Below are 20,179 nucleotides of genomic sequence, written 5' to 3' on the forward strand. Positions count from 1 at the left end.
CCTGCTTGAGTCCATACGAGCACCCGGCAGGACCGGCCTCGTTCATTCATTCCAAGACAGACGAGGTATCCCATGACCGAAGTAAAATCGGGCGACAAGGTGCGCATCCATTATACCGGCAGCCTGGAAGACGGATCGGTCTTCGACAGTTCCGAAGGCCGCGATCCGCTGGAATTCACCGTGGGCTCGGGCATGGTCATCGTGGGCCTGGACCGCGAGCTGCCCGGCATGGCCGTGGGCGAGAAGAAGAAGGTCTCGATCCCTGCTGCTGACGCCTATGGCGAACATGACCCCGAAGGCCTGCTGGAAATCCCGCGCGGTGAAATCCCCGCCGAGATCCCGCTGGAAATCGGCACCCAGCTGCAGATGCGCAGCCCCGATGGCCGTGCCATGCCGGTGACCGTCGCCAAGGTCACCGACGAGACCGTGACCATGGACGCCAACCATTTCCTGGCCGGCAAGACCCTGATCTTCGACTTCGAGGTCGTCTCGGTCGGCTGATCCCGTCCGGGGTGCCGCGGGGTGGGAGACCACGCCGTTCGCCCCGAATGCTACGCGAATTAGGGTGGGAGCGGCGCGCCGGACGGGCCGCTCCCACCCGAAAAATCGGTGAATTTCTGCAAAGATCACACCGGCTACGGTACGCCATCTGCCAAACCCCACCCCATCTTCGCGAAATTTTCTTTCAAAGTGGCGCAATATTGTTGCGCCAAGATCACAAGGGTTTTGATCGGACTCACCCGGTGATTGAGCGACCCATATTGGTATCGCTATCACTGACCTCCCGATCCAAGCGGAACGGACCCTAGCGGGATGAGGTCGCCCCTCACCCGGTGCGGGCGGCGCTGCCTCCCCGTATGCCAGGGCCGGAAAGCAGGCCGGGACCACGATGTAGCTCAACGGGTAGAGCATCAGACTGTTAATCTGACTGTCGCGGGTTCGACTCCCGCCATCACATGGAAAGTGGGAAACCACCGGGGTTCGACTCCCCATGGCGTAACGCCACCGGCTTTAGGTGCCGGACCGCCTTCCAAGCGGTTCCTTTTTCGGGTTCCGGGGTTCGTCCAGCAGGGCGGGCCCGCGTCAAACACCCCTCGGGGTGCGCGACACCGGCCCCGCGCTGCTCTGGCCCTGAGCCGGAGGGGCGGATGACGGTCCCGCCACCGGGCGGCCAGGTCAGGGGCGCACGCCTCGAACCCCGCCACCCGGTCGCGCCCCTCTCGCCGCGCCTCCCGCTCACGACCATGGCGCGGACGGGCCCCGGTTCCCTTCCTGCTCCAAACGGGGCCAACACCTGCCGCCCATCCCGGGCGCAACCCTCTGAAATCAAAAGGAGTTCGCAGATTGCGACGACGATAGAGCAATACGAGATGGAGTGAAGATGATGCGTATGTTCGAAGAAATCCTGGGCCTTACCCGGCTCACTGTCACCGAAACCGAACGTGTCCTGGCCCTGCGCCACGGCCAGTTCGAGGCCATCCTGGGTCCGGGCGAGCACCGGATGCGGAAGCGTGGCCTGAGCACCGAACGGCATGATCTGAACGCGCTGCGTTTCACCTCCAATCTGGAGCACGCTCTGTTCCGCACCCGTGCGGACCTGGCCCGCGCCCATCTGACCGAGGTGGAGACCACCCCGGAAGAGGTCGCGGTGATCCTGCGTGACGGCCGCCCGATCCGCGTTTTGCTGCCCGACACCCGCGAGGTGTTCTGGACCGATGCGGGCCCCTGGGAGGTCGAACGCCACCCGGTCGGTGACACCCTGTCGGTCGGCACGACCCTGATGCGTCGCCTCGTGCGCGCGGGTCTGACCGGCGAGTTCAGCCTTGCGGATGTGGCCGAGGGCCATGTCGGCATGCTCAGCGTCGATGGGATCGCCAAGGGGCAGCTTGCCGCCGGGCGTCACGCCTTCTGGCGGGTTGGCCGCCGGGTCGAGGTTCGTCAGGTCGACCTGCGCCACCGCAGCCACGAGGTTGTCGGCCAGGAGGTCCTGACCCGCGACCGCGTGACCCTGCGCCTGAACCTGACCGCGGGCTTCCGCGTGACGGATGCCGAGGTCGCGACCACGGCGGTAAAGGACTTCGAGGAAGCCCTGCACCGCGCCCTGCAGCTTGCCCTGCGCAAGACCGTGGGGGCGCTGACGCTGGACCGGCTGTTGGCCGAGAAAGCGGTGGTCGAGCCCGACCAGCTGACCCGTCTGCGCGCCGAGATGGCCGCAATCGGGATCGAGCTGGGAGAGGTCGCGTTGAAGGACGTGATCCTGCCCGGCGAGATGCGCGACATCCTGAACGCGGTGGTCGAGGCCGAGAAACAGGCCGAGGCCAGCGTCATCCGCCGCCGCGAGGAAACCAACGCCACGCGGGCGCTTTTGAACACCGCGAAACTGATGGCGGACAACCCCGTCATGCTGCGGCTGAAAGAGCTTGAGGCGCTGGAAGGCATCGCGGGCAACGTGGATCGCCTGACGATCCACAACGGCGCCCAGGGGCTCATGTCGGACCTGGTCCGGCTGAGCGACTAAGGCACGGCCCGTCCGGGAAACCGGGCGGGCCATTTGCGTTCACCTACGTGGGCTCGGTCAAATTCTCGAAGCTGTTTCGGCGTTTTTCGGCACAGGAAGAATTTGCACCTCAATTGAGGTAAAGAATTGAATACAAACAAATTTCCGCCCTAAACTTCCGTTTATCCGGATAAACGCCCGTGCCGTGTTGCCGTCATAAACCCGCGCCAGATGGCCAATATCTGGAAATCGTGATGCTGTCCCCCCACCGGCCGCTCCCGGCCCTGTATTGAAAGGACAGTTCCATGAGATTGAAACCCTTCCTGGTGATGACCGCCACCGCCGCCCTGCTCTCGTCCACCGCGCTTGCGCAACAGGACCCGGTCGTTCAGGACATCGTCGACGGTCTGGTCGAGCGCGGCTACACCCATATCGAGGTCAAGCGCGGGATCGGACGCATCAAGGTCGAAGCCACCGGCACCACGGGCGAGATCGAGCAGGTCTATGACACCGACGGAAATCTGCGCAAGGAAGAGGAGGTGGTCGATGGCGTCGAGACCGAGCGCACCTATGACAAGGACGGAAACGTGGTCAAGGAAGAGGTCGAGGCCGTCGACGAGGAAGAGGACGACGATGAAGATGAGGAGGAGGAGGACGACGACGACGAGGACGAAGACGACAGCGATGACGACTTCTGATCGTTCCCCGGCACGCCCTTCCCTGCGGAGGGCCGCTTGACTCCGCACACGCCCCACAAAGGAAAGGCCCGCCCGGGACGCCGGACAGACCATCTCGCGGGGAACGGCAAAGCCGCTTCACCCTCAGCTTTCGTGCAGGATCACTTCAAAGCCTTCGAACTGCGGGTGGCCCATGATCGGGCTTTCGCCGCTGCTCTTGCGCTTGCCTTCGCTGGAATGCGAGGCGCGGAACTGTTCCGACGTGGTCCAGGCCTCGAAATCCTCACGGCTGTCCCAGACCACATGGCTGGAATAGAGCCGATAACCGTCGCCCTCTGGCCCTTTCAACATGCGAAACTCGCGAAAGCCCTTCAGCTCACGGAGCTTGCTTTCGCGGTTCTGCCAGATGGCGACGAATTCGTCCTGCAGGTCCAGGCGCACCTTGAACCGGTTCATGGCAATGAAGCTCATGATTATCTCCTGTCGGATTATCGGGGGGTGGCTGGCGGTGCATCCGCGTGGCTTGGCCCGGGTCTAGCGTAGCGTGGCAGCCCGGGTCAATCGCCGGTCCATCGGCCGCTCAGGCGGCGTAGAGCCTCAGCACCTCCAGCGAGACCACTTCCAGAGCGCGGCCATGGGTGGCTTGCAGCACGACGCGTGGCGCGCAGCCCTCGTCATGGGCCTGCAGGAACCGCGCTGCGCAGAGGCACCAGTGATCGCCTGCCATCAGCCCCTCGAAGCCAAACTCGGGGCGCGGGGTGGTCAGGTCGTTGCCGACATATTTCGAAAACGCCAGGAACTCGTCCGTCATGATCGCGCAGACCGTGTGATTGCCCATGTCCGCGTCACAGGTGTTGCAGAAGCCGTCGCGGAAATAGCCGGTCACCGGGTCACGGCCGCATTCGATCAGCTCACCACCCAGCACGTTGATCGGCTTGTCCGGTTCCGGTCTCATCCCTCTGCCCCCTCCAGCGCCTCCGCGATGCGGCGGAACATGGCGATATTGCCGTCCGTCACACCGCTTTCCTTGAACAGCCTATCCGAAGAGTTCATCGCAATCACCACCCCGCGTGGCCGGTCGACATAGACATATTGGCCGTAGACACCGATGCCGAAGAACTCGCCCTCGCGCGCATCCTTGGGCACCCACCATTGGTAGCCATATTGCAGCTTGCCCGGCGCGGTCGGCGCGCTGGGAGTGGTCGAGGCGGTGACCCAATCCTCGGGCACGATCTGCTGGCCGTTCCAGCGCCCGCCATCCAGGAACATCTGCCCGAACCGCGCATAGTCGCGCGTGCGCAGGTTCAGCCCGCCCAGAACGAAGGCCACGCCGTAGCCGTCGGTGACATAGTAGGGCGCGGCCTCCAACCCCATCGGTCGGATGATCTTTTCTTCCATCAGCTCGGGCACGGAGCGGCCGGTCGCGCCCCGGATCACCATGCCGATCACGTGGGTGTCAATGGAGACATATTGCCACTGTTTGCCGGGCGCCACGAAGGTTTCATCAAGCCCCGCCGCGAAGCCATCCATCGACCCACCCAGCGCCAGGACGCGGCCCATCTTGTTGATGTCGCTCCAGAAATCCAGGTAATCCTCGTCAAATGTCACGCCGGAGGCCATGTTCAACACGTTGCGCACCGTGGCGCCGTCATAGGCGGTGCCCGCCAGTTCCGGCACGTATTTGGTGACCGGGTCATCGAGGCTGTCGATCGCGCCCTCATCCACGACGATGCCGAAGAGCGCCGAGAGCCAGCTTTTCGCCACCGACCAGCTGATGCGCAGGTCTTCGGGGGTTGTGCCGTTATAGTAGTCCTCGAAGCGGATTTCGCCGTCCTTCAGCACCACCAGCGCATTAACTGAACGGTCGTCGATCCAGGTCTCTGCCCCATCGGGCAAGGTCATTTCAGCGCCAACCGGCAGCAGGCTGACCTCGCCGTCGCCGCGCGTCATGGGGCGGGTCAGGAACATCGTGTTCATGTTCGAGAAGTTGCCGGTGATCTTTTCCTCGGCAAAAAGCGAGTTCACCGCCATCAGCCGTGTCAGCTGTTCACGCTTCCAGACCCCGACCGTGACAGCGGCCAATACGAAAAGCAGAAGAAGTCGGCCCAGAGCCTTGCCGAATGTACGCATGAAACCTCCCGAATTTACGGCTCAGCTTGCCCGCCAATCCACCCAGCGTCCATGAAAATCCACCCGACCCAAGGGGATGACCTTGCGTCCGGGCCAGAGCGTCACGGTGATCGCCGCCCCCTGTCCGCGCTGGTCGTCGGCCTCCATGGACAGGCGGGCGACAGGGCCACGGTCTCCGGCGGCCTCCATCGCGGCAAGACAACGGGCCTGGGTCTCGGCGGGGAAGTACTGCCAGGCAACGGTGTGGTAGATCAGCTGCAGCTGATCGGAGGTATTCCCGGTCAGGCGATCTTCCAGCCAGGCCGCCGCGTCGCCCTGATCCACCCAATCGCCAATCAGCGGCAGGGCGGCGCGGGTGCGCTCCAGCCGGTCGACCTGGTCGGCCCAGAGGTAGGACATGAGGCGCAGGGCGTCTTCGTTCCGGCGCACATCCATCGGTTTCAAGTCCACGCCCCGCCGGTCGGTAATGTTCAGCCGCCCGGTGGGGGGCGGGTTTCCGCGCCACTCCGGGGTCAGGCGCACCGGGGCGTCTGCGGGCCCGATCCGCCCGGCGGGCGTGTCCAGCGCGTATTGATCCCAGGCCAGGTTCAACCCGCCGGATGCGCCCAGCTCGCTCATCACCACAGGCAGGTCGAAGCGTTCTGCCAGCCAGGCCCCGCCGGTGATCAGGGCGGCGGCGCGACGGATTTCGTTGGTCTGCGGCGGGTTGTCGAGCCAGTGGTTCAGAGTGTCCTGATGATGGGCCAACGCATGATCCAGCGCGGCCGCGAGCGTAACATCGTCCACCTCATGCGGCGGATAGGCGGCCACCAGCCCGGGGGTCTCCCCCGTCAGGACCAGCGCGTGCAACCCACCCAACAGGCGCAGAGGCAGGCTGTCACCATAGGGGCCGATGTCGCCCTGCCAGGCGAACATGCGATCGGTCAGGGGCGTGCCGGGCTGGATGCGGTCCGCCAGCAGGCGCAGCACACGGGCGGTGAAAGGCGAGCCCAGCGCCTCGTTGTTCATCGCCTGCTCGGCCAGCGCCGCCCGCAAGCTCAAGAGAACTTGTCCATCAGCTTTTGCAGCGGGGACCGGGTGTCCTCGGCGCTTTTCTCAGGTTCCGGTTTCGGCTGCGCCTTCTTCTCGGCAGCCTTCTCGCGCGGCGGGGTCATGCGCAGGCCGATGGCGTTGGAGAACTTGCCCCCATCCCCATCCGCCAGATGCGGCGCCCCGTCCGAGATCCCGCGCATCAGGTCGTCGAGCCACTCCTGCTCCGCCTTGGCGAAATCGCGCAGAACGTAACCGGACACGGCGTCCTTGTGCCCCGGATGACCAATGCCCAGCCGCACCCGCGCATAGTCCGCGCCGATATGCTGGTGGATCGAACGCAGCCCATTGTGCCCGGCATGCCCCCCACCCTGTTTCAGCCGCACCTTGCCCGGCGCGAGGTCCAGCTCGTCATGAAACACGGTCACGTCGTCCGGGGTCAGCTTGTAGAAGCGCATCGCCTCACCCACCGATTGGCCGGAGAGGTTCATGAAGGTCTCGGGCTTCAGCAGCAGCACCTTCTCACGCCCCAGCCGTCCCTCGGTCATCGATCCCTGGAACTTGCCGCGCCAGGGGGCAAAGCCGTGATCCTCGGCAATGCGATCCAGCGCCATGAAGCCGATATTGTGACGGTTTCCCGCATATTTGGGACCGGGATTGCCGAGGCCGACAAAGAGTTTCATACGCGCGCTCCATGGACTTTTCGCGCACGCAGCGTAATGGTTCGGGGGCAGGAGAGGCAAGAGCAGAGGAAAGCAACGTGGCGAGTTTCAATATCGACGGGATCAAGCTGCGCGTGCCCGGCCATTGCCTGACCCCGCCCCTGATCCGCGGCCTGGAAAGCGGGCATTACGAATGGAACGAGAAATCCGCGCTGAAACGCCACCTGGAGCGCGGCGACCGGGTGCTGGAGCTGGGCGCGGGGGCGGGTTATCTGTCGATCCTGTCCGCCCAGCGCATCGGCGGCGAGAACGTGGTCAGCGTCGAGGCGAGCCCCGCCATGCTGGACGTGCTGCGCAAGAACCTCGACAGCAATGGTGCGCGCGACGTGGACCTGCGCCACGGCGCGGTTGTCGCCGATCGCTACGCCGGTGAAACCGTGCGGTTCCGGGTCAGCGAGGCGTTCTGGGCCTCGTCCCTGGCGGGCGAGGCGACCGGTGACAATGTGGTCGAGGTGCCAGCCCTGCGCCTGACCGACCTGCTGGAGGAGGTGCAGCCGACGGTGGTGGTGATGGACGTGGAAGGCGCCGAACTCGAACTCTGCGAGCGCGACTGGCCCGCCTGCGTGCGTCTGTTGATCATGGAAATCCACACCCGCCAATACGGCCCCACCAAGGTCAAGGCGATGTTCGATGCACTGAGCCGGGCGGGCTTCACCTACATGCCATGGGGCACACGCGGCGAGGTGGTGACATTGCAACGTGTTCTTCCGGCCCCGGAGTGACGCCCGCGCCAGGGAATTCTTTTGCAAAAGAATTGATGCAGGGGGGCCGCGCACTACGCGCGCGGCAGGTGCCCGGTTGCACGGTTGCACCCGGCTGGCTGCGCTGCCCGGTCCGGGCGGGGTGGGTGGCCACAGGTCCCTCCCCATGCGCCCGGTCTGCCAGGGTGGGAGCCCGGGCCGGGTGGCGGGTTGCAACAAAAAACGGGACCCGAGGGCCCCGCTTTCCATCACTCCACTGTCCGTGAAGATTATTCTTCGGCGGCGGCCTCTTCGACGGCCTCTTCGCCGTTTTCGCCTTCTTCATCATCCGACGAACGCAGCGAGCTGGGCGCCGAGATGTTGGCCACGACGAAGTCGCGGTCGATGGTCGGCTTGGCGCCTTCCGGCAGCGGGATGTCCGAGATGTGGATCACGTCGCCCACTTCGCGGCCGGTCAGGTCGCAGACGATCTTTTCCGGGATGTCGCCGGCGGTCACGCGCAGTTCGACTTCCGAACGCACCACGGTCAGAACGCCGCCCTTCTTGATGCCGGGGGCTTCTTCTTCGTTGATGAACTCGACGTGGATGAACAGGTTCACCTTGCTGGTACGCTTCAGGCGCATCAGGTCCACGTGGGTCGGCAGGTCCTTGACCACGTCACGCTGCACGCCGCGGCAGATCACGCGCACATCTTCCTGACCTTCGACCTTCAGGTTCCACAGGGTCGACAGGAAACGACCAGCTTTCAGCTTCTTGAACAGGTCGTTGTATTTCAGGTTGATGGCCTGGGGTTCGCCCTCGCCACCATAAACGATGCCGGGAACGAGGCCGTCACGACGCGCCTGGCGAGCGGCGCCCTTGCCCGTCCCCGCACGCACCGTAGCTTCAAGATTCGGAATCTCACGAGCCATTGGTATATATCCTTCAGTTTGGGCGGGGCTCCTCCAAGGCTGTAACCCCGCGTGAAGCGCTGCCTATAGCCGGGAATCGGGTGGATGGGAAGAGGTTTGTTGGCCGACAACACCCCAAGCGTCTTCCAGTGCTTTCTGCACCTTTGGCAAGTGCCTTTCCCAGTATCTGGCGAATTCCATCGCAATCTTCTCGGCGATTTCCGAGGGGGCCTTCCCATCCTGATTGTGGTTTGAAAAGCTTGTCTTGGAAAGAAGCTGTTTCGAGGCGAATATCTTCCACTTCGCCGAGAGGAAATTTTTTCTGCCCCCGACCTTGATGCCCGATCCCGCGGCCGACAGCACATCGAACAGGGCTTGCCGGGCCGCTGTGTCACCGGGACCAAGGACCAACTTGGTAAGAGCCGTCTGGTTCTGTACCTGCAACTCGATCATCAACAGGCGTTTTGACTTTGCCCAAGTTCCATCCCCTGCGCGCATGTGCGGCTTGTCATCCCATGTATCGACACAAAAGCGCAGGAAACGCCCCGCGCTATCGTCTTTACTGAAAGCCAAGGTGCCTTTTCTGTCGGGCAGAGAGACCGTGAGCTTGTCAGAATCCGCCTCCAGCGCTTCAATGACCTCACGCTCCAGGTCCGGCCGATACTCCATCAACAACTCAAGGGCTGCACCGTGGTCACGCCACAGCTGGCGAATGGTGCGTTCAAGCTCGGTGTCGGGCATGATATGCCTCCTCAACATGGCCACGTATTGGGCAAAAAGCTCGGCTCCAGAAACATCGCAAAGTTCCCCGCGCACGACCGGCGCCAGCTTGTCCACCACCGTTTTCAGGGATAAGAGCCCCCAGTATTCCACCTCATCTCCCTGCGGCATCGTCTCGTCCTTGGGAAGGAAGATCAGGCGAATATCTGCGCCCGGGAAGCTTTCGTTCAACAGAGTGCGATAGCGCTCCAACTGCCCTTTTCCCTCGACCGCATGAATTTTCTGCTCCACCGCGATGATCAGCTCATTTGCTTTTCCGTGCAGGGTGGGGATGCGGATCAGCAGATCAATACGCCGCCATTCACGCAGGATCTCGGCGCGGTCAAACTGCAAACGTGACAGATCCAACGCATTGGGAGATTCATCAGGCGCGACCGCGACCACCAATCGGAGAAACTCCCGCAACAACCGGTCACCGAACCCATGCGGATTCTTGGGATCCAGGCAATAGGCCAGGAAAGTGGAGTGCCGGATCTCCTGATGTACCATGCCGATGGCCTCGAACGGGCAGAACACACCGACACGTTTCTCAACTGCCTTAAAGCCCTGCGCATCCGTAGCCGCCAACACCAGTTCGATCTTGGCGCTGTCTGTCACCTGTTTCATGGGAACCTCCACCTATACGCGAAACTAGCGGGCTTAACAGTGCTGTCAACTTTGAAACTTGCTTTGGAGAAAACCCCGTGCCAGCGCTTGGCATATGAGCATAGCAACCGCCCTTCGTTTGTCCCGTCGCACCCTGCCCGCCTTTGCCGCCGAGGGCATTTTCTGGGGTGCCTTCGCCGCCTTTGCCCCGGTGCTGAAGGCAGGAATCGGCGCCTCGGATGCGCAGTTCGGCTGGGTCTTGTTGGCCTCGGCCACCGGGGCGGTGACGGCGATGTGGTTGGCACCCGTCTTTGACGCGCGGTTCGGACGGGTGGCCATGGCCGTGGCAGCGGTGCTGTTGGGGCTGAGCTTCCAGGCACCGATGCATGTCAGCTCGATCCTCTGGTTCGGCGGTCTGATGATTTTTGCCGGTGCGGCCTCGGGCCTGTTGGACGTGGTGATGAATGCACGGCTGTCCCTGATCGAGGCGCGCTCGGGCCAGTCGCTGATGAACCTCAACCACGCGATGTTTTCCTTTGCCTATGCGGGTTCGGCGCTGGTGACCGGCTTTGCGCGGGAGGCTGGCGCAACACCTGCGCAAGTGTTCGGCGGGCTATTCCTGGTGGTGCTGGCCCTGGCCTGGGGCGCCCTGCAGTCACGCATCGAAGAGTCGGCCCACGAGGTCACCCCTGCCCCCGGCCGCCTGCCCCCCGCCGTGTTCTGGGGCGGGGCAATCATCTTTGCCGGTTTCATGTCGGAAAACGCGGTCGAGGGTTGGTCGGCGCTGCATATCGAACGCACCCTGCATGGTGGCGCGGCCGAGGGCGCGCTTGGCCCCGCTGTGCTGGGCCTGACCATGGGCTTTGGCCGATTTGGCGGGCAACTGGTGGCCGCACGCTGGCGCCCGGCCACGGTGGTGGTGCTGGCCTCGCTGCTGTCGGCGGCGGGCTCGGTTCTGGCCGCGCTTGCGCCAGCACCTTGGGTGGCCTACCTGGGCTTCGGCGTGCTGGGGTTGGGTGTCTCGGTCATTGCACCGATGGCCTTTGCCATGGTCGGTGCGCGCGTGGCGGACGAGATGCGCGCCCGCGCCATCTCCCGCGCCGCGGTGGTGGGCTATTTCGGCTTCTTCGTGGGCCCGCCGATCGTCGGCTTCATCGCCGAGGCGACCAGCCTGCGCATTTCATTCCTGTTCATCGCGGCCGTGCTGACCGCGGTACCCCTGCTGAGCCTGATGCTCAGGCGGTCGGAGCGGGTATAGAGCGCGGTGAGCAGCGGCGACGCGCCCGACCCTGGGTGGGCGCCTTCGCTGCCTGAGTTTGATCCAAGCCGCCCGCACCAAAGTCAACTTCGGTTAGGTTTGATACGTCGCAATGCGCCCTCCCGTGGGGAGGGTCGGGCGCGTCATGCCTGTGGCATGCTTTCAGCATGACGCTGCGCGGCTCCAGGTGAATCACTCTCGAAGCGCCGCGCCCCTCAATCTTGCCAGTCGCCCACGAACCCTTTCGGAATGCGCAGGATCGAGCGGTCCACGGTGTTGATATCCGTGTGACCGCAGAAGGCCATGGAGATCTCCAGCTCCTTCTGGATCACCTCCAACGTCTTGGTCACGCCGGCCTCACCCATCGCACCCAGACCGTAGACGAAGGCACGGCCGATATAGGTGCCCTTGGCCCCCATCGCGACGGCCTTCAGCACGTCCTGGCCCGAGCGAATGCCGCTGTCCAGATGCACTTCGATCTTGTCGCCGACGGCATCCATGATCTCAGGCAGGGCGCGGATGGAACTCAGCGCGCCATCAAGCTGCCGCCCGCCATGGTTCGACACGATGATCGCGTCGGCGCCGACGTTCAGCGCCTCGCGCGCATCCACCGCCTCCATGATGCCCTTGATGATCAGCTTACCGTCCCACATCTTGCGGAACTGGCGAATGCGGTCCCAGTCGAGCGAGGGATCGAAGGCCTCGGCGGTCCAGGTGGCGAGCGACGACGGATCCTCGACCCCGTCCGCATGGCCGACGATATTGCCGAAGAAGCGCCGCTTGGTGCCCAGCATGCCCAGGCCCCAGCGCCACTTGGTCGCCAGGTTCAGCATGGTGGGAATGGTCAGTTTCGGCGGGGCGGACAGGCCGTTCTTCAGGTCCTTGTGCCGCTGACCCAGCATCTGCAGGTCGACCGTGATCACCACCGTATCGCAGCCCGCCGCCTTGGCCCGGTCGAACAGCCGCTGCATGAAATCGTCATCCTTCAGCGTATAGACCTGGAACCAGAAGGGCTTGGTCGTGTGCTCGGCCACATCCTCGATCGAACAGATCGACATGGTCGAGAGGGTAAAGGGCACGCCGAACTTCTCGGCCGCACGGGCGGCCTTGATCTCGCCATCCGCATCCTGCATGCCGGTGAGCCCGACCGGGGCCAGCGCCACCGGCATCGACACGTCCTGCCCGATCATCTGCGTCGCGGTCGAACGGCCGTCCATGTCCACCGCCACCCGCTGGCGGAAGTAGAGCTGGTCGAAATCCGAGCTGTTCTCGCGAAAGGTCTGCTCGGTCCAGCTGCCGCTTTCGGCATAGTCATAGAACATCTTCGGCACCCGGCGCTTGTAGATGCGCTTGAGGTCTTCGATCTCGGTGATCACGGGCATGGGCGACTCCCTCTCGGAAAATTGGTCAAGTTTTCTTACCAGAGACTTTCGGCGTAGGCAATGAATTGGTTTGCCCCGTGGCAAAGCGCCCCAATCGCCGCCGGTCGGGCAACACGATTTCGGCGACAGGCGGGAAGGTAAATGCGAAGATCAGGAAGGGGTTAGAGCCCCTTCACGGCCTGATGCCGGGGACAGTTCACCAAGTGGTCGTTCACCAGACCGCAGGCCTGCATCCAGGCATAAACGATGGTTGGACCGCAGAAACGGAACCCTGCCCTCTTCAAATCCCTGGACACCTGCTGCGACAAAGCCGTCTGGGCAGGCACCTCTGCCAGGGTGGCAAAAGCGTTCTGGATCGGCTGCCCATCCACATAGGCCCAGATCATGTCGCGAAAGGCATCGGCCCCGCCCAGATCCAGGTAGGCTTGCGCGTTGCCGATGGTCGCCTCGATCTTGCCGCGATGGCGCACGATACCGGGATCGGCCAGCAGTCGGGCGACCTCAGCCTCGCCCCAGGTTGCGATGATTTCGGGCTCGAACCCCTGGAACGCGGCGCGAAAGGCCTCCCGCTTGCGCAGGATGGTGATCCAGCTGAGCCCGGCCTGGAACCCGTCGAGAATCAGCTTCTCCCACAGGGCCCTTCCGTCCCGTTCCGGCACGCCCCATTCAGTGTCATGATATTCGCAATACAGCGCATCTTCGCCGCACCAACCGCACCGTTCCATCTTTTTCCCTGTTTTCAAGCCCTTAACCGAACGCGCCCAAAACCGTTAAAAATAAGGGCAAATCCCGTCTTTTACAGGTTTTTAGCAGATGAGGCGCCATGATGTCCCAACCTGAATTGGAGAGATGTCGGATGAGCGAGCACATGAAGATGGGGGCAGGCGATCCCGAAGCGGTCTGGAGCAGCCCGCTCGATCACGCGATCAACCAACGTGACAAGGACACGCTGGAGATGGTGCGCAAGGCCGTCGGCGCCAAACAGATCGAACTGGCCTACCAGCCCGTGGTCCAGGCGGCCCGCCCCGAACAGGTGGCTTTCTACGAAGGGCTGATCCGCGTGCTGGACGACAGCGGCCGGGTGATCCCCGCGAAGGATTTCATCGACGTGGTCGAAAACCAGGAAATCGGTCGAGTTCTGGATACGCTGGCGCTGGAAAAGGGGCTGATGTCCCTGGCGGATGAGCCCAGCTTGCGCCTGTCGATCAACATGTCGGCCCGTTCCATCGGCTATCCGCGCTGGAACGAGACGATGAAACACTGGCTGGCGCATGACCCGCTGATCGGCGAGCGGTTGATCCTCGAGATCACCGAACGCACCGCGATTGTCATGCCGGACCTGGTCCAGGTCTTCATGGCCGATCTGCAGTCGCGCGGCATCTCCTTCGCCCTGGATGATTTCGGCTCGGGCTATACCGCCTTCCGCTATCTCAAGGATTTCTATTTCGACATCCTCAAGATCGACGGCGAGTTCATCAAGGACATCCACTCGAGCCCGGACAACCAGGTGCTGACCCAGGCGCTTCTGTCGGTGGCACGCCATTTCGACATGTTCACCGTGGCCGAAAGCGTCGAGACGCTGGAGGATGCAGAATTCCTGGCCTCGATCGGGGTGGATTGCATGCAGGGCTATTTCTTCGGCGCACCGACCATACGCCCCTGGTGGAAACAGGAAGACCAGCGCGCCCACGCCTGATCCGGCGCATCAAGCGACGCGCGAACGCCCCGTCCAAACGGGGGCGCAGGGTTGAATACCGTCGCCTTTCCCTTCAAATCCGTCAGCCCGCGCAAGCGCGGGTTGATTTTTTCTGCAACGCAGCATATGCCCATCCTGACGGAATGCCGCGGAAGGAGGATTCGGGCTGTTCCTGTTCAGGGGGCACCCGTACTGTGACCGCAACGTCACTGACACGAGGTAGAGGACCACATCATGACCAATGTCGTTATCGTTTCCGCCGCCCGGACTGCCGTTGGCAGCTTCTCGGGCTCGTTCGCCAACACCCCGGCCCATGACCTGGGCGCCGCCGTGCTGGAGGCGATCGTAGAGCGCGCCGGCATCGACAAGGCAGAGGTTTCCGAAACCATCCTCGGCCAGGTGCTGCAAGCAGGCCAAGGCCAGAACCCGGCCCGCCAGGCGCACATCAACGCCGGGCTGCCGCAGGAAAGCGCCGCCTGGGCGATCAACCAGGTCTGCGGTTCGGGCCTGCGCACCGTCGCGCTGGCCGCGCAGCACATCCAGCTGGGTGATGCGGGCATCGTTGCCGCCGGCGGCCAGGAAAACATGTCGCTGAGCCCCCACGTCGCGCACCTGCGCGCAGGCTACAAGATGGGCGACATGAAATTCATCGACACGATGATCAAGGACGGGTTGTGGGACGCTTTCAACGGCTACCACATGGGGCAGACCGCCGAGAACGTTGCCGAACAGTGGCAGATCACCCGCGACATGCAGGATGAATTCGCCGTTGCCTCGCAGAACAAGGCCGAAGCCGCTCAGAAAGCTGGCAAGTTCGCCGACGAGATCGTGCCCTTCACCGTGAAGACCCGCAAGGGCGACATCATCGTCGATCAGGACGAATACATCCGCCACGGCGCCACCATGGAAGCGATGCAGAAACTGCGCCCCGCCTTCGTGCGTGACGGCGGCACCGTGACCGCCGCGAACGCCTCGGGCATCAACGACGGCGCCGCCGCCGTGCTGCTGATGTCGGCCGAGGAAGCCGAGAAACGTGGCCTGGAGCCTCTGGCCCGCATCGCCTCCTACGCCACCGCCGGGCTGGACCCGTCGATCATGGGCGTCGGCCCGATCCATGCAAGCCGCAAGGCGCTGGACAAGGCCGGCTGGAACGCCGCTGACCTGGACCTGGTCGAGGCCAACGAAGCCTTCGCGGCCCAGGCCTGCGCGGTGAACAAGGACATGGACTGGGATCCGGCCAAGGTAAACGTGAACGGCGGCGCGATCGCCATCGGTCACCCGATCGGCGCCTCGGGCTGCCGCATCCTGAACACCCTGCTGTTCGAGATGAAGCGCTCGGACGCCAAGAAGGGCCTGGCCACGCTCTGCATCGGTGGCGGCATGGGCGTCGCAATGTGCCTGGAGCGCCCGTAAGGGTTGGGAAACGCCATGAAAAAGGGCGCTGCGGCGCCCTTTTTTGTATCAGTTAAGTAAAAAACGCTGCGTCGCGGCAAAATGTTTGCGCAATAATGTTGCGCGCATGCAATTCTCTGAGTAATCAAGTTACCGAGGAAGAGATTCGCCAAATTGGAGGGACATATGGCTAAAGTTGCACTCGTCACCGGGGGCTCGCGCGGCATCGGTGCTGCGATTTCCAAGAAACTGAAGGCTGACGGCTACGAGGTCGCCGCCACCTATGCCGGGAACGACGAGGCCGCCGCCAAGTTCACCGAAGAGACCGGCATCAAGACCTACAAGTGGAATGTCGGCGACTATGACAGCTCGGCCGAAGGCATCGCCAAGGTCGAGGCCGACCTGGGCCCGATCGACGTGGTCGTCGCCAACGCGGGCATCACCCGCGACGCGCCCTTCCACAAGATGACCAAGGACCAGTGGCAGCAGGTGATCGACACCAACCTGACCGGCGTGTTCAACACCGTGCACCCGATCTGGCCCGGCATGCGTGAACGCAAGTTCGGCCGTGTCATCGTGATCAGCTCGATCAACGGTCAGAAGGGCCAGTTCGGCCAGGTCAACTATGCCGCCACCAAGGCAGGCGACCTGGGCATCGTGAAATCTCTGGCCCAGGAAGGCGCGCGTTTCGGCATCACCGCCAATGCCATCTGCCCGGGCTATATCGGCACCGAAATGGTCATGGCCGTGCCGGAGAAGGTGCGCGAAGCGATCATCGGTCAGATCCCGGCCGGTCGTCTGGGCGAACCCGAGGAAATCGCCCGTTGCGTGGCCTTCCTGGCCGCTGACGACAGCGAGTTCATCAACGGCTCGACCATCTCGGCCAACGGTGCGCAGTTCTTCGTGTAAGACTGTCACCTCTGGAAAAACCGAAGGGCCGGTCACGAAGACCGGCCCTTTTTCGTCGGCGACCTGTCAGCCCTTGCGGTGGAACAGCCAGTTCCAGGCGGCCCGCACGGCCATGGCGCGTTCGTAATGGGCCCGGGCGTAGATCGCCGTCATGGCGGGGGTGGTTGCAGCTTCCAACATCAGCGCTCTCCTTTTATCAAGCATTCCTGAACTGTCCTAAACATGGGCCTCTCTCACTAAAGAAACAAACGAGACTTCACAGCCAATCAGTTAAGTGATACTTGTCTGACATGTCTGACCGCCTGCCCCCTCTCACAGCCCTGCGCGCCTTTGACGCCGCCGCCCGCCACATGTCGTTTCAGGAGGCCGCGGCCGAGTTGAACGTGACCCCCGCCGCCCTGTCCTTTCAGATCAAGTCGCTGGAACAGCATCTGGGCACGCCGGTGTTTCATCGGCTCAATCGTGCGGTGGAACTGACCGAAGCCGGGCGGGTTCTGGCCCCCGGCGTCAAGGACGGGTTCGAGACCCTGACCACCGCCTGGCGCGCCGCACTGCGCCTGCAGGACAACCGCACCCTGACGGTGACAGCGGGCCCCGCCTTTACCGCGAAATGGCTGGCCCCGCGACTTTACGATTTCGCCCGCGCCCACCCGGATATCGACCTGCGCTTCTCGGCCAGCCTGCGTATGATGGATTTCACCCGGGATGAGGTAGACGTGGCGATCCGGTTCGGCCGCGGTGATGACAGCGGGCTGTATTCCCTGCCTCTGCGCCGGGAATGGATGACGCCGGTGATGACCCCGGAAATGGCACGCCAATATCCGACCCCCGAAAGCCTGCGCGACGCCCCCATCCTGTTCGACGAGTCGATCGACTTCCTGAAACCGGCCTGCGACTGGCCGACCTGGTTTCGCGCTGTCGGCATGGATTTCGCACCTGAACACGGCCCGCGATTCTCGCAAGCCGACCACGCGGTGGATGCGGCCATTGCGGGGGCGGGCGTGGTACTGGGCCGCCGTGCGATGGTGGTGCGCGCCCTGCATGAGGGCACGCTGGTCGCGCCCTACAAGATCGCGCTGCTCAGCCAGGCCCGATTCCGGTTCCTGTGCCAGAAGGGCGCCGAGGACCGGCCCCAGATCAAGGCCTTTCGCGATTGGGTGCTGAGCGAGCTGGAAAAAACCGCCCATGTCTCGGACGCATTGAGCTTTGTTCCGGTCGCGGACGTCGCAGCCACATGACGCGCAGGCAGGCCACTGGAATCGGCTTTGTCGCCGTGCTGCTCTGGGCACTTCTGGCGCTGTTCACCGTGGGGTCCGCGCCGGTGCCGCCCTTTCAGCTGAACGCTATGTGCTTTGCCATCGGCGGCATAATCGGGTTGGTCTGGACCGGCATGACGGGCGGATTCGGGGTGCTGCGTAGCATTTCCTGGCGCGTCTATGCCTTCGGCACAGCCGGGCTGTTCGGCTATCACTTCTTATATTTCTCGGCCCTGCGCATGGCCCCCGCAGCCGAAGCCGGGCTGATCGCCTATCTCTGGCCGCTGCTGATCGTGCTGTTTTCCGGACTTTTGCCAGGAGAACACCTGCGCGGCGGCCATGTGTTGGGCGCATTAATCAGCTTTGCGGGCGCGGCGCTGATCGTGCTGGGTGGCGCGACCGGGTTCGATGGCTCCGCCCTGCCTGGCTTTGCCCTGGCCGCGCTCTGCGCGCTGACCTGGTCGGGCTATTCGGTGTTGTCACGCCGGTTGGGCGACACCCCCACCGCCTCGGTCGCGGTATTCTGTCTGGCCACCGCGGTGCTGTCAGGGGCCGCGCATCTGGCGCTGGAGGAGACGGTCGCGCCTGTCGGCGCGCTCGGCTGGGCGTCCGTGTTCGGACTGGGGCTCGGCCCGGTCGGGCTGGCTTTCTATGTCTGGGATGTGGGGGTGAAACGGGGCGACATCCAACTGTTGGGCGTGGCGTCCTATGCAGCGCCTCTGCTGTCGACCCTGGCCTTGATCCTGGCCGGTGTGGCCCAAGCCACCTGGCCCCTTCTGGTTGCGGCGGTATTGATCACCGGGGGCGCTGCGCTGGCCGCGAATGCAAGCGCACGGGCCAGCGCCAAGGTGTGAGCGGGGCGCCGAGGGCACCCCTTTGCGCATGTCACGCGGTGGCGGTCGACAGGCGCTCGATCTCTTCCTTGAGCTTGAGTTTCTGCTTCTTCAGCTCGCTGATTTCCTGGTCGCTCGATCCCGGCGCGCGTTGCACCTCTTCGACCTTTTCAGAGAGGAGTTCGTGTTTCTTCCGAAGTTCTTCCAGATGCGAACTCATGCTCATGGGCGTATCTCCTCTGACTGTTTTGCCCACCGAGTGCAGCATACTTTCAAAGCTTTGTCACGCGCCTGTTGCAAAGAGATTGAGGCGATTACGTCGCACCTTCCGCCACCCACTCCCGTGTGGGTTCTGCTATGCTCTCTTGCCACGGTTGCGATCCCGCGCACGCGGCATGCGTGCCGGGAGCAGACACCGGGCGGTGAGCAGAGCTGGACTGCTGGAGGTTTACCAGAGCGGGAATGCCGCCCCGTCGCGCAGGATCGCGCTGACTTCGGGGCGGTAGCTTTCCGCGTCGCCCACATGCTCAGCCCCGTCATGCAGGATCAGCGGTGTGGCCAGGCGGAACGCCCCGCGCCCGCCCTTGCGGGCCTGAACCAAAACCAGAACCGCCGCACGCCCTTCGCGCGGGCAGAGCGGTTTGACCAGCACCGACCCCAGGCGATCATCCATCGCGCCCAGGATTTCCGGCAACCGCTCGGCCTTCTGGATCATGGTCAGGAAACCCTTGTGCTTCAGACGCTTGGTCGCGACATCAACCCAGTCACGCAGCGGCGTATCCTCGACCAAGGCAGCCTCACGGATCGGATCGGGCGCCACGGTGCCACGATCGCGCAGGTGATAGGGCGGGTTCATGATGACGTGATCAAAGCTCTCTTCCTTCACCGCATCAGGCAACTGCGTCAAGTCGCAGTGATGCACATCCATCGGAATCGAGTTTTCAAACGCGTTCTTGTCACAGAGGTCGGCATATTCCTCCATCCGTTCGACGCCGACGATGCGCAGCCCCGGAACGCGGCGCCCCAGGCACAGGGCAGCAGCGCCAACGCCGCAGCCGAGCTCCAGGATGCTTTCACCCTCATGCGCAGCGATTGAGGCGGCCAGAAACACGGGATCCACCCCCGCGCGGTACCCATTGCGGGGTTGGAACAGCATAACGTCCCCGCCCAGAAACTTGTCCGCGGTCACCGCGTCACGTGCAAAACCCATACTAACCCTCCAGTTCAACGTCATTGTCCCGCAGGATCGCGCGGGCTCGAAACAGGTCCTGATCCCGGACCATAAGGCGACGAGGTAAAATTCCTATTGATCCCTCAAGCGTGCTCATATGGACGTCCATGGCAAAGCAGTCTATACCTTCGCCCGCAAGAAGGGCGGTTGCGTAGGGGATCAACGTCGGGTTGGTTGTGCGCAGAAGCTCTTTCATGATCAGATACTTAAG

The 20,179-nt window shown here is 63.4% G+C and carries 22 protein-coding genes; 10 read left to right on the top strand and 12 right to left on the bottom strand.

The genetic code is table 11. The features are described from left to right. The first annotated feature begins 72 nt into the window (after positions 1 to 72). The 3 genes from ACO07D_RS03810 to ACO07D_RS03820 all read left to right on the top strand — a co-directional run bounded on the left by ACO07D_RS03810 (position 73) and on the right by ACO07D_RS03820 (position 3,195). On the top strand, positions 73 to 501 hold the full coding sequence (locus tag ACO07D_RS03810) for an FKBP-type peptidyl-prolyl cis-trans isomerase (RefSeq protein ID WP_421701627.1): 429 nt from the start codon (positions 73 to 75) through the stop codon (positions 499 to 501). An 880-nt stretch (positions 502 to 1,381) separates the two neighbouring features. Beyond that, positions 1,382 to 2,518 carry a slipin family protein gene (locus ACO07D_RS03815; RefSeq protein ID WP_421701628.1) on the top strand — a complete coding sequence of 379 codons (1,137 nt, stop codon included), beginning with the start codon at positions 1,382 to 1,384 and terminating at the stop codon, positions 2,516 to 2,518. Between the two features lie 284 nt (positions 2,519 to 2,802). Beyond that, on the top strand, positions 2,803 to 3,195 hold the full coding sequence (locus ACO07D_RS03820) for a hypothetical protein (RefSeq protein ID WP_421701629.1): 393 nt from the start codon (positions 2,803 to 2,805) through the stop codon (positions 3,193 to 3,195). A 123-nt stretch (positions 3,196 to 3,318) separates the two neighbouring features. Here the strand turns inward: ACO07D_RS03820 and ACO07D_RS03825 are convergent, their stop codons facing one another. From ACO07D_RS03825 to pth, 5 genes are all read right to left on the bottom strand, one after another. Beyond that, entirely contained in the window at positions 3,319 to 3,645 is a 327-nt protein-coding gene (locus ACO07D_RS03825; RefSeq protein WP_421701630.1) for an antibiotic biosynthesis monooxygenase family protein, read from the bottom strand. A 109-nt stretch (positions 3,646 to 3,754) separates the two neighbouring features. Next, the gene (locus ACO07D_RS03830; protein ID WP_421701631.1) at positions 3,755 to 4,129 is read right to left on the bottom strand and encodes a DUF2237 family protein; all 375 of its coding nucleotides are present in this window, start codon (positions 4,127 to 4,129) and stop codon (positions 3,755 to 3,757) included. Next, positions 4,126 to 5,304 (bottom strand): serine hydrolase domain-containing protein, encoded by a 1,179-nt coding sequence (locus ACO07D_RS03835; RefSeq protein WP_421701632.1) that lies wholly within the window; start codon positions 5,302 to 5,304, stop codon positions 4,126 to 4,128. Before ACO07D_RS03835 ends, ACO07D_RS03830 begins: the two co-directional genes overlap by 4 nt. Positions 5,305 to 5,325: 21 nt before the next feature. Next, positions 5,326 to 6,345 carry a DUF2332 domain-containing protein gene (locus ACO07D_RS03840; protein ID WP_421701633.1) on the bottom strand — a complete coding sequence of 340 codons (1,020 nt, stop codon included), beginning with the start codon at positions 6,343 to 6,345 and terminating at the stop codon, positions 5,326 to 5,328. Further along, on the bottom strand, positions 6,342 to 7,016 hold the full coding sequence (pth, locus tag ACO07D_RS03845; protein WP_421701634.1) for an aminoacyl-tRNA hydrolase: 675 nt from the start codon (positions 7,014 to 7,016) through the stop codon (positions 6,342 to 6,344). Before pth ends, ACO07D_RS03840 begins: the two co-directional genes overlap by 4 nt. Before the next feature lie 77 nt (positions 7,017 to 7,093). On the opposite strand from pth, the gene ACO07D_RS03850 reads away from it, so the two are divergent. Continuing rightward, complete coding sequence (locus ACO07D_RS03850) at positions 7,094 to 7,777, top strand: FkbM family methyltransferase (protein WP_421701635.1); 684 nt, start codon at positions 7,094 to 7,096, stop codon at positions 7,775 to 7,777. Positions 7,778 to 8,025: 248 nt separating this feature from the next. Here ACO07D_RS03850 and ACO07D_RS03855 read toward each other — a convergent pair whose 3' ends face one another. Further along, positions 8,026 to 8,667, bottom strand: a complete 642-nt coding sequence (locus ACO07D_RS03855) for a 50S ribosomal protein L25/general stress protein Ctc (protein ID WP_421701636.1) — start codon at positions 8,665 to 8,667, stop codon at positions 8,026 to 8,028. A gap of 63 nt (positions 8,668 to 8,730) precedes the next feature. Next, a complete protein-coding gene (locus ACO07D_RS03860; protein ID WP_421701637.1) occupies positions 8,731 to 10,032 on the bottom strand; it encodes a PD-(D/E)XK nuclease family protein in 1,302 nt (433 codons plus the stop codon). Between the two features lie 94 nt (positions 10,033 to 10,126). Between ACO07D_RS03860 and ACO07D_RS03865 the strand changes: the two genes are divergently transcribed. Further along, a complete protein-coding gene (locus ACO07D_RS03865) occupies positions 10,127 to 11,269 on the top strand; it encodes an MFS transporter (RefSeq protein WP_421701638.1) in 1,143 nt (380 codons plus the stop codon). 215 nt (positions 11,270 to 11,484) lie between these two features. Here the strand turns inward: ACO07D_RS03865 and ACO07D_RS03870 are convergent, their stop codons facing one another. After that, positions 11,485 to 12,651, bottom strand: a complete 1,167-nt coding sequence (locus ACO07D_RS03870) for an alpha-hydroxy acid oxidase (protein WP_421701639.1) — start codon at positions 12,649 to 12,651, stop codon at positions 11,485 to 11,487. A gap of 161 nt (positions 12,652 to 12,812) precedes the next feature. After that, entirely contained in the window at positions 12,813 to 13,376 is a 564-nt protein-coding gene (locus ACO07D_RS03875) for a DNA-3-methyladenine glycosylase I (protein ID WP_421701640.1), read from the bottom strand. A 131-nt stretch (positions 13,377 to 13,507) separates the two neighbouring features. Between ACO07D_RS03875 and ACO07D_RS03880 the strand changes: the two genes are divergently transcribed. The 5 genes from ACO07D_RS03880 to ACO07D_RS03900 all read left to right on the top strand — a co-directional run bounded on the left by ACO07D_RS03880 (position 13,508) and on the right by ACO07D_RS03900 (position 18,758). Continuing rightward, a complete protein-coding gene (locus tag ACO07D_RS03880; RefSeq protein ID WP_421701641.1) occupies positions 13,508 to 14,347 on the top strand; it encodes an EAL domain-containing protein in 840 nt (279 codons plus the stop codon). Positions 14,348 to 14,581: 234 nt separating this feature from the next. After that, positions 14,582 to 15,760 (top strand): acetyl-CoA C-acetyltransferase, encoded by a 1,179-nt coding sequence (locus tag ACO07D_RS03885; protein ID WP_421701642.1) that lies wholly within the window; start codon positions 14,582 to 14,584, stop codon positions 15,758 to 15,760. Between the two features lie 165 nt (positions 15,761 to 15,925). Then, positions 15,926 to 16,648: an acetoacetyl-CoA reductase gene (phbB, locus tag ACO07D_RS03890; protein WP_421701643.1), complete on the top strand. Its 723-nt coding sequence runs from the start codon at positions 15,926 to 15,928 to the stop codon at positions 16,646 to 16,648. A gap of 290 nt (positions 16,649 to 16,938) precedes the next feature. After that, positions 16,939 to 17,886: a transcriptional regulator GcvA gene (locus ACO07D_RS03895; protein ID WP_421701644.1), complete on the top strand. Its 948-nt coding sequence runs from the start codon at positions 16,939 to 16,941 to the stop codon at positions 17,884 to 17,886. Beyond that, positions 17,883 to 18,758 (top strand): DMT family transporter, encoded by an 876-nt coding sequence (locus ACO07D_RS03900; protein WP_421701646.1) that lies wholly within the window; start codon positions 17,883 to 17,885, stop codon positions 18,756 to 18,758. Before ACO07D_RS03895 ends, ACO07D_RS03900 begins: the two co-directional genes overlap by 4 nt. A gap of 31 nt (positions 18,759 to 18,789) precedes the next feature. Here the strand turns inward: ACO07D_RS03900 and ACO07D_RS03905 are convergent, their stop codons facing one another. From ACO07D_RS03905 to ACO07D_RS03915, 3 genes are all read right to left on the bottom strand, one after another. Continuing rightward, the gene (locus ACO07D_RS03905; protein WP_421701647.1) at positions 18,790 to 18,963 is read right to left on the bottom strand and encodes a DUF465 domain-containing protein; all 174 of its coding nucleotides are present in this window, start codon (positions 18,961 to 18,963) and stop codon (positions 18,790 to 18,792) included. A 222-nt stretch (positions 18,964 to 19,185) separates the two neighbouring features. Next, the gene (locus tag ACO07D_RS03910) at positions 19,186 to 19,947 is read right to left on the bottom strand and encodes a tRNA1(Val) (adenine(37)-N6)-methyltransferase (RefSeq protein WP_421701648.1); all 762 of its coding nucleotides are present in this window, start codon (positions 19,945 to 19,947) and stop codon (positions 19,186 to 19,188) included. A gap of 1 nt (position 19,948) precedes the next feature. Further along, positions 19,949 to 20,164: a DUF2007 domain-containing protein gene (locus ACO07D_RS03915; RefSeq protein WP_421701649.1), complete on the bottom strand. Its 216-nt coding sequence runs from the start codon at positions 20,162 to 20,164 to the stop codon at positions 19,949 to 19,951. Positions 20,165 to 20,179: the final 15 nt, after the last annotated feature.

The sequence above is a fragment of the Aliiroseovarius sp. genome, from assembly GCF_965228805.1.
Classification (GTDB): domain Bacteria; phylum Pseudomonadota; class Alphaproteobacteria; order Rhodobacterales; family Rhodobacteraceae; genus JASBTN01.

What these genes read in the sequence shown, in the direction of transcription:
- ACO07D_RS03835 (WP_421701632.1), bottom strand. Translation starts at nt 5,304, where the DNA reads ATGCGTACATTCGGCAAGGCTCTGGGCCGACTTCTTCTGCTTTTCGTA.
- ACO07D_RS03905 (WP_421701647.1), bottom strand. Translation starts at nt 18,963, where the DNA reads ATGAGCATGAGTTCGCATCTGGAAGAACTTCGGAAGAAACACGAACTC.
- ACO07D_RS03895 (WP_421701644.1), top strand. Translation starts at nt 16,939, where the DNA reads ATGTCTGACCGCCTGCCCCCTCTCACAGCCCTGCGCGCCTTTGACGCC.
- ACO07D_RS03865 (WP_421701638.1), top strand. Translation starts at nt 10,127, where the DNA reads ATGAGCATAGCAACCGCCCTTCGTTTGTCCCGTCGCACCCTGCCCGCC.
- ACO07D_RS03855 (WP_421701636.1), bottom strand. Translation starts at nt 8,667, where the DNA reads ATGGCTCGTGAGATTCCGAATCTTGAAGCTACGGTGCGTGCGGGGACG.
- ACO07D_RS03830 (WP_421701631.1), bottom strand. Translation starts at nt 4,129, where the DNA reads ATGAGACCGGAACCGGACAAGCCGATCAACGTGCTGGGTGGTGAGCTG.
- ACO07D_RS03885 (WP_421701642.1), top strand. Translation starts at nt 14,582, where the DNA reads ATGACCAATGTCGTTATCGTTTCCGCCGCCCGGACTGCCGTTGGCAGC.
- phbB (WP_421701643.1), top strand. Translation starts at nt 15,926, where the DNA reads ATGGCTAAAGTTGCACTCGTCACCGGGGGCTCGCGCGGCATCGGTGCT.
- ACO07D_RS03825 (WP_421701630.1), bottom strand. Translation starts at nt 3,645, where the DNA reads ATGAGCTTCATTGCCATGAACCGGTTCAAGGTGCGCCTGGACCTGCAG.
- ACO07D_RS03810 (WP_421701627.1), top strand. Translation starts at nt 73, where the DNA reads ATGACCGAAGTAAAATCGGGCGACAAGGTGCGCATCCATTATACCGGC.
- ACO07D_RS03860 (WP_421701637.1), bottom strand. Translation starts at nt 10,032, where the DNA reads ATGAAACAGGTGACAGACAGCGCCAAGATCGAACTGGTGTTGGCGGCT.
- ACO07D_RS03880 (WP_421701641.1), top strand. Translation starts at nt 13,508, where the DNA reads ATGAGCGAGCACATGAAGATGGGGGCAGGCGATCCCGAAGCGGTCTGG.
- ACO07D_RS03910 (WP_421701648.1), bottom strand. Translation starts at nt 19,947, where the DNA reads ATGGGTTTTGCACGTGACGCGGTGACCGCGGACAAGTTTCTGGGCGGG.
- ACO07D_RS03915 (WP_421701649.1), bottom strand. Translation starts at nt 20,164, where the DNA reads ATGAAAGAGCTTCTGCGCACAACCAACCCGACGTTGATCCCCTACGCA.
- ACO07D_RS03815 (WP_421701628.1), top strand. Translation starts at nt 1,382, where the DNA reads ATGATGCGTATGTTCGAAGAAATCCTGGGCCTTACCCGGCTCACTGTC.
- ACO07D_RS03870 (WP_421701639.1), bottom strand. Translation starts at nt 12,651, where the DNA reads ATGCCCGTGATCACCGAGATCGAAGACCTCAAGCGCATCTACAAGCGC.
- pth (WP_421701634.1), bottom strand. Translation starts at nt 7,016, where the DNA reads ATGAAACTCTTTGTCGGCCTCGGCAATCCCGGTCCCAAATATGCGGGA.
- ACO07D_RS03900 (WP_421701646.1), top strand. Translation starts at nt 17,883, where the DNA reads ATGACGCGCAGGCAGGCCACTGGAATCGGCTTTGTCGCCGTGCTGCTC.
- ACO07D_RS03820 (WP_421701629.1), top strand. Translation starts at nt 2,803, where the DNA reads ATGAGATTGAAACCCTTCCTGGTGATGACCGCCACCGCCGCCCTGCTC.
- ACO07D_RS03875 (WP_421701640.1), bottom strand. Translation starts at nt 13,376, where the DNA reads ATGGAACGGTGCGGTTGGTGCGGCGAAGATGCGCTGTATTGCGAATAT.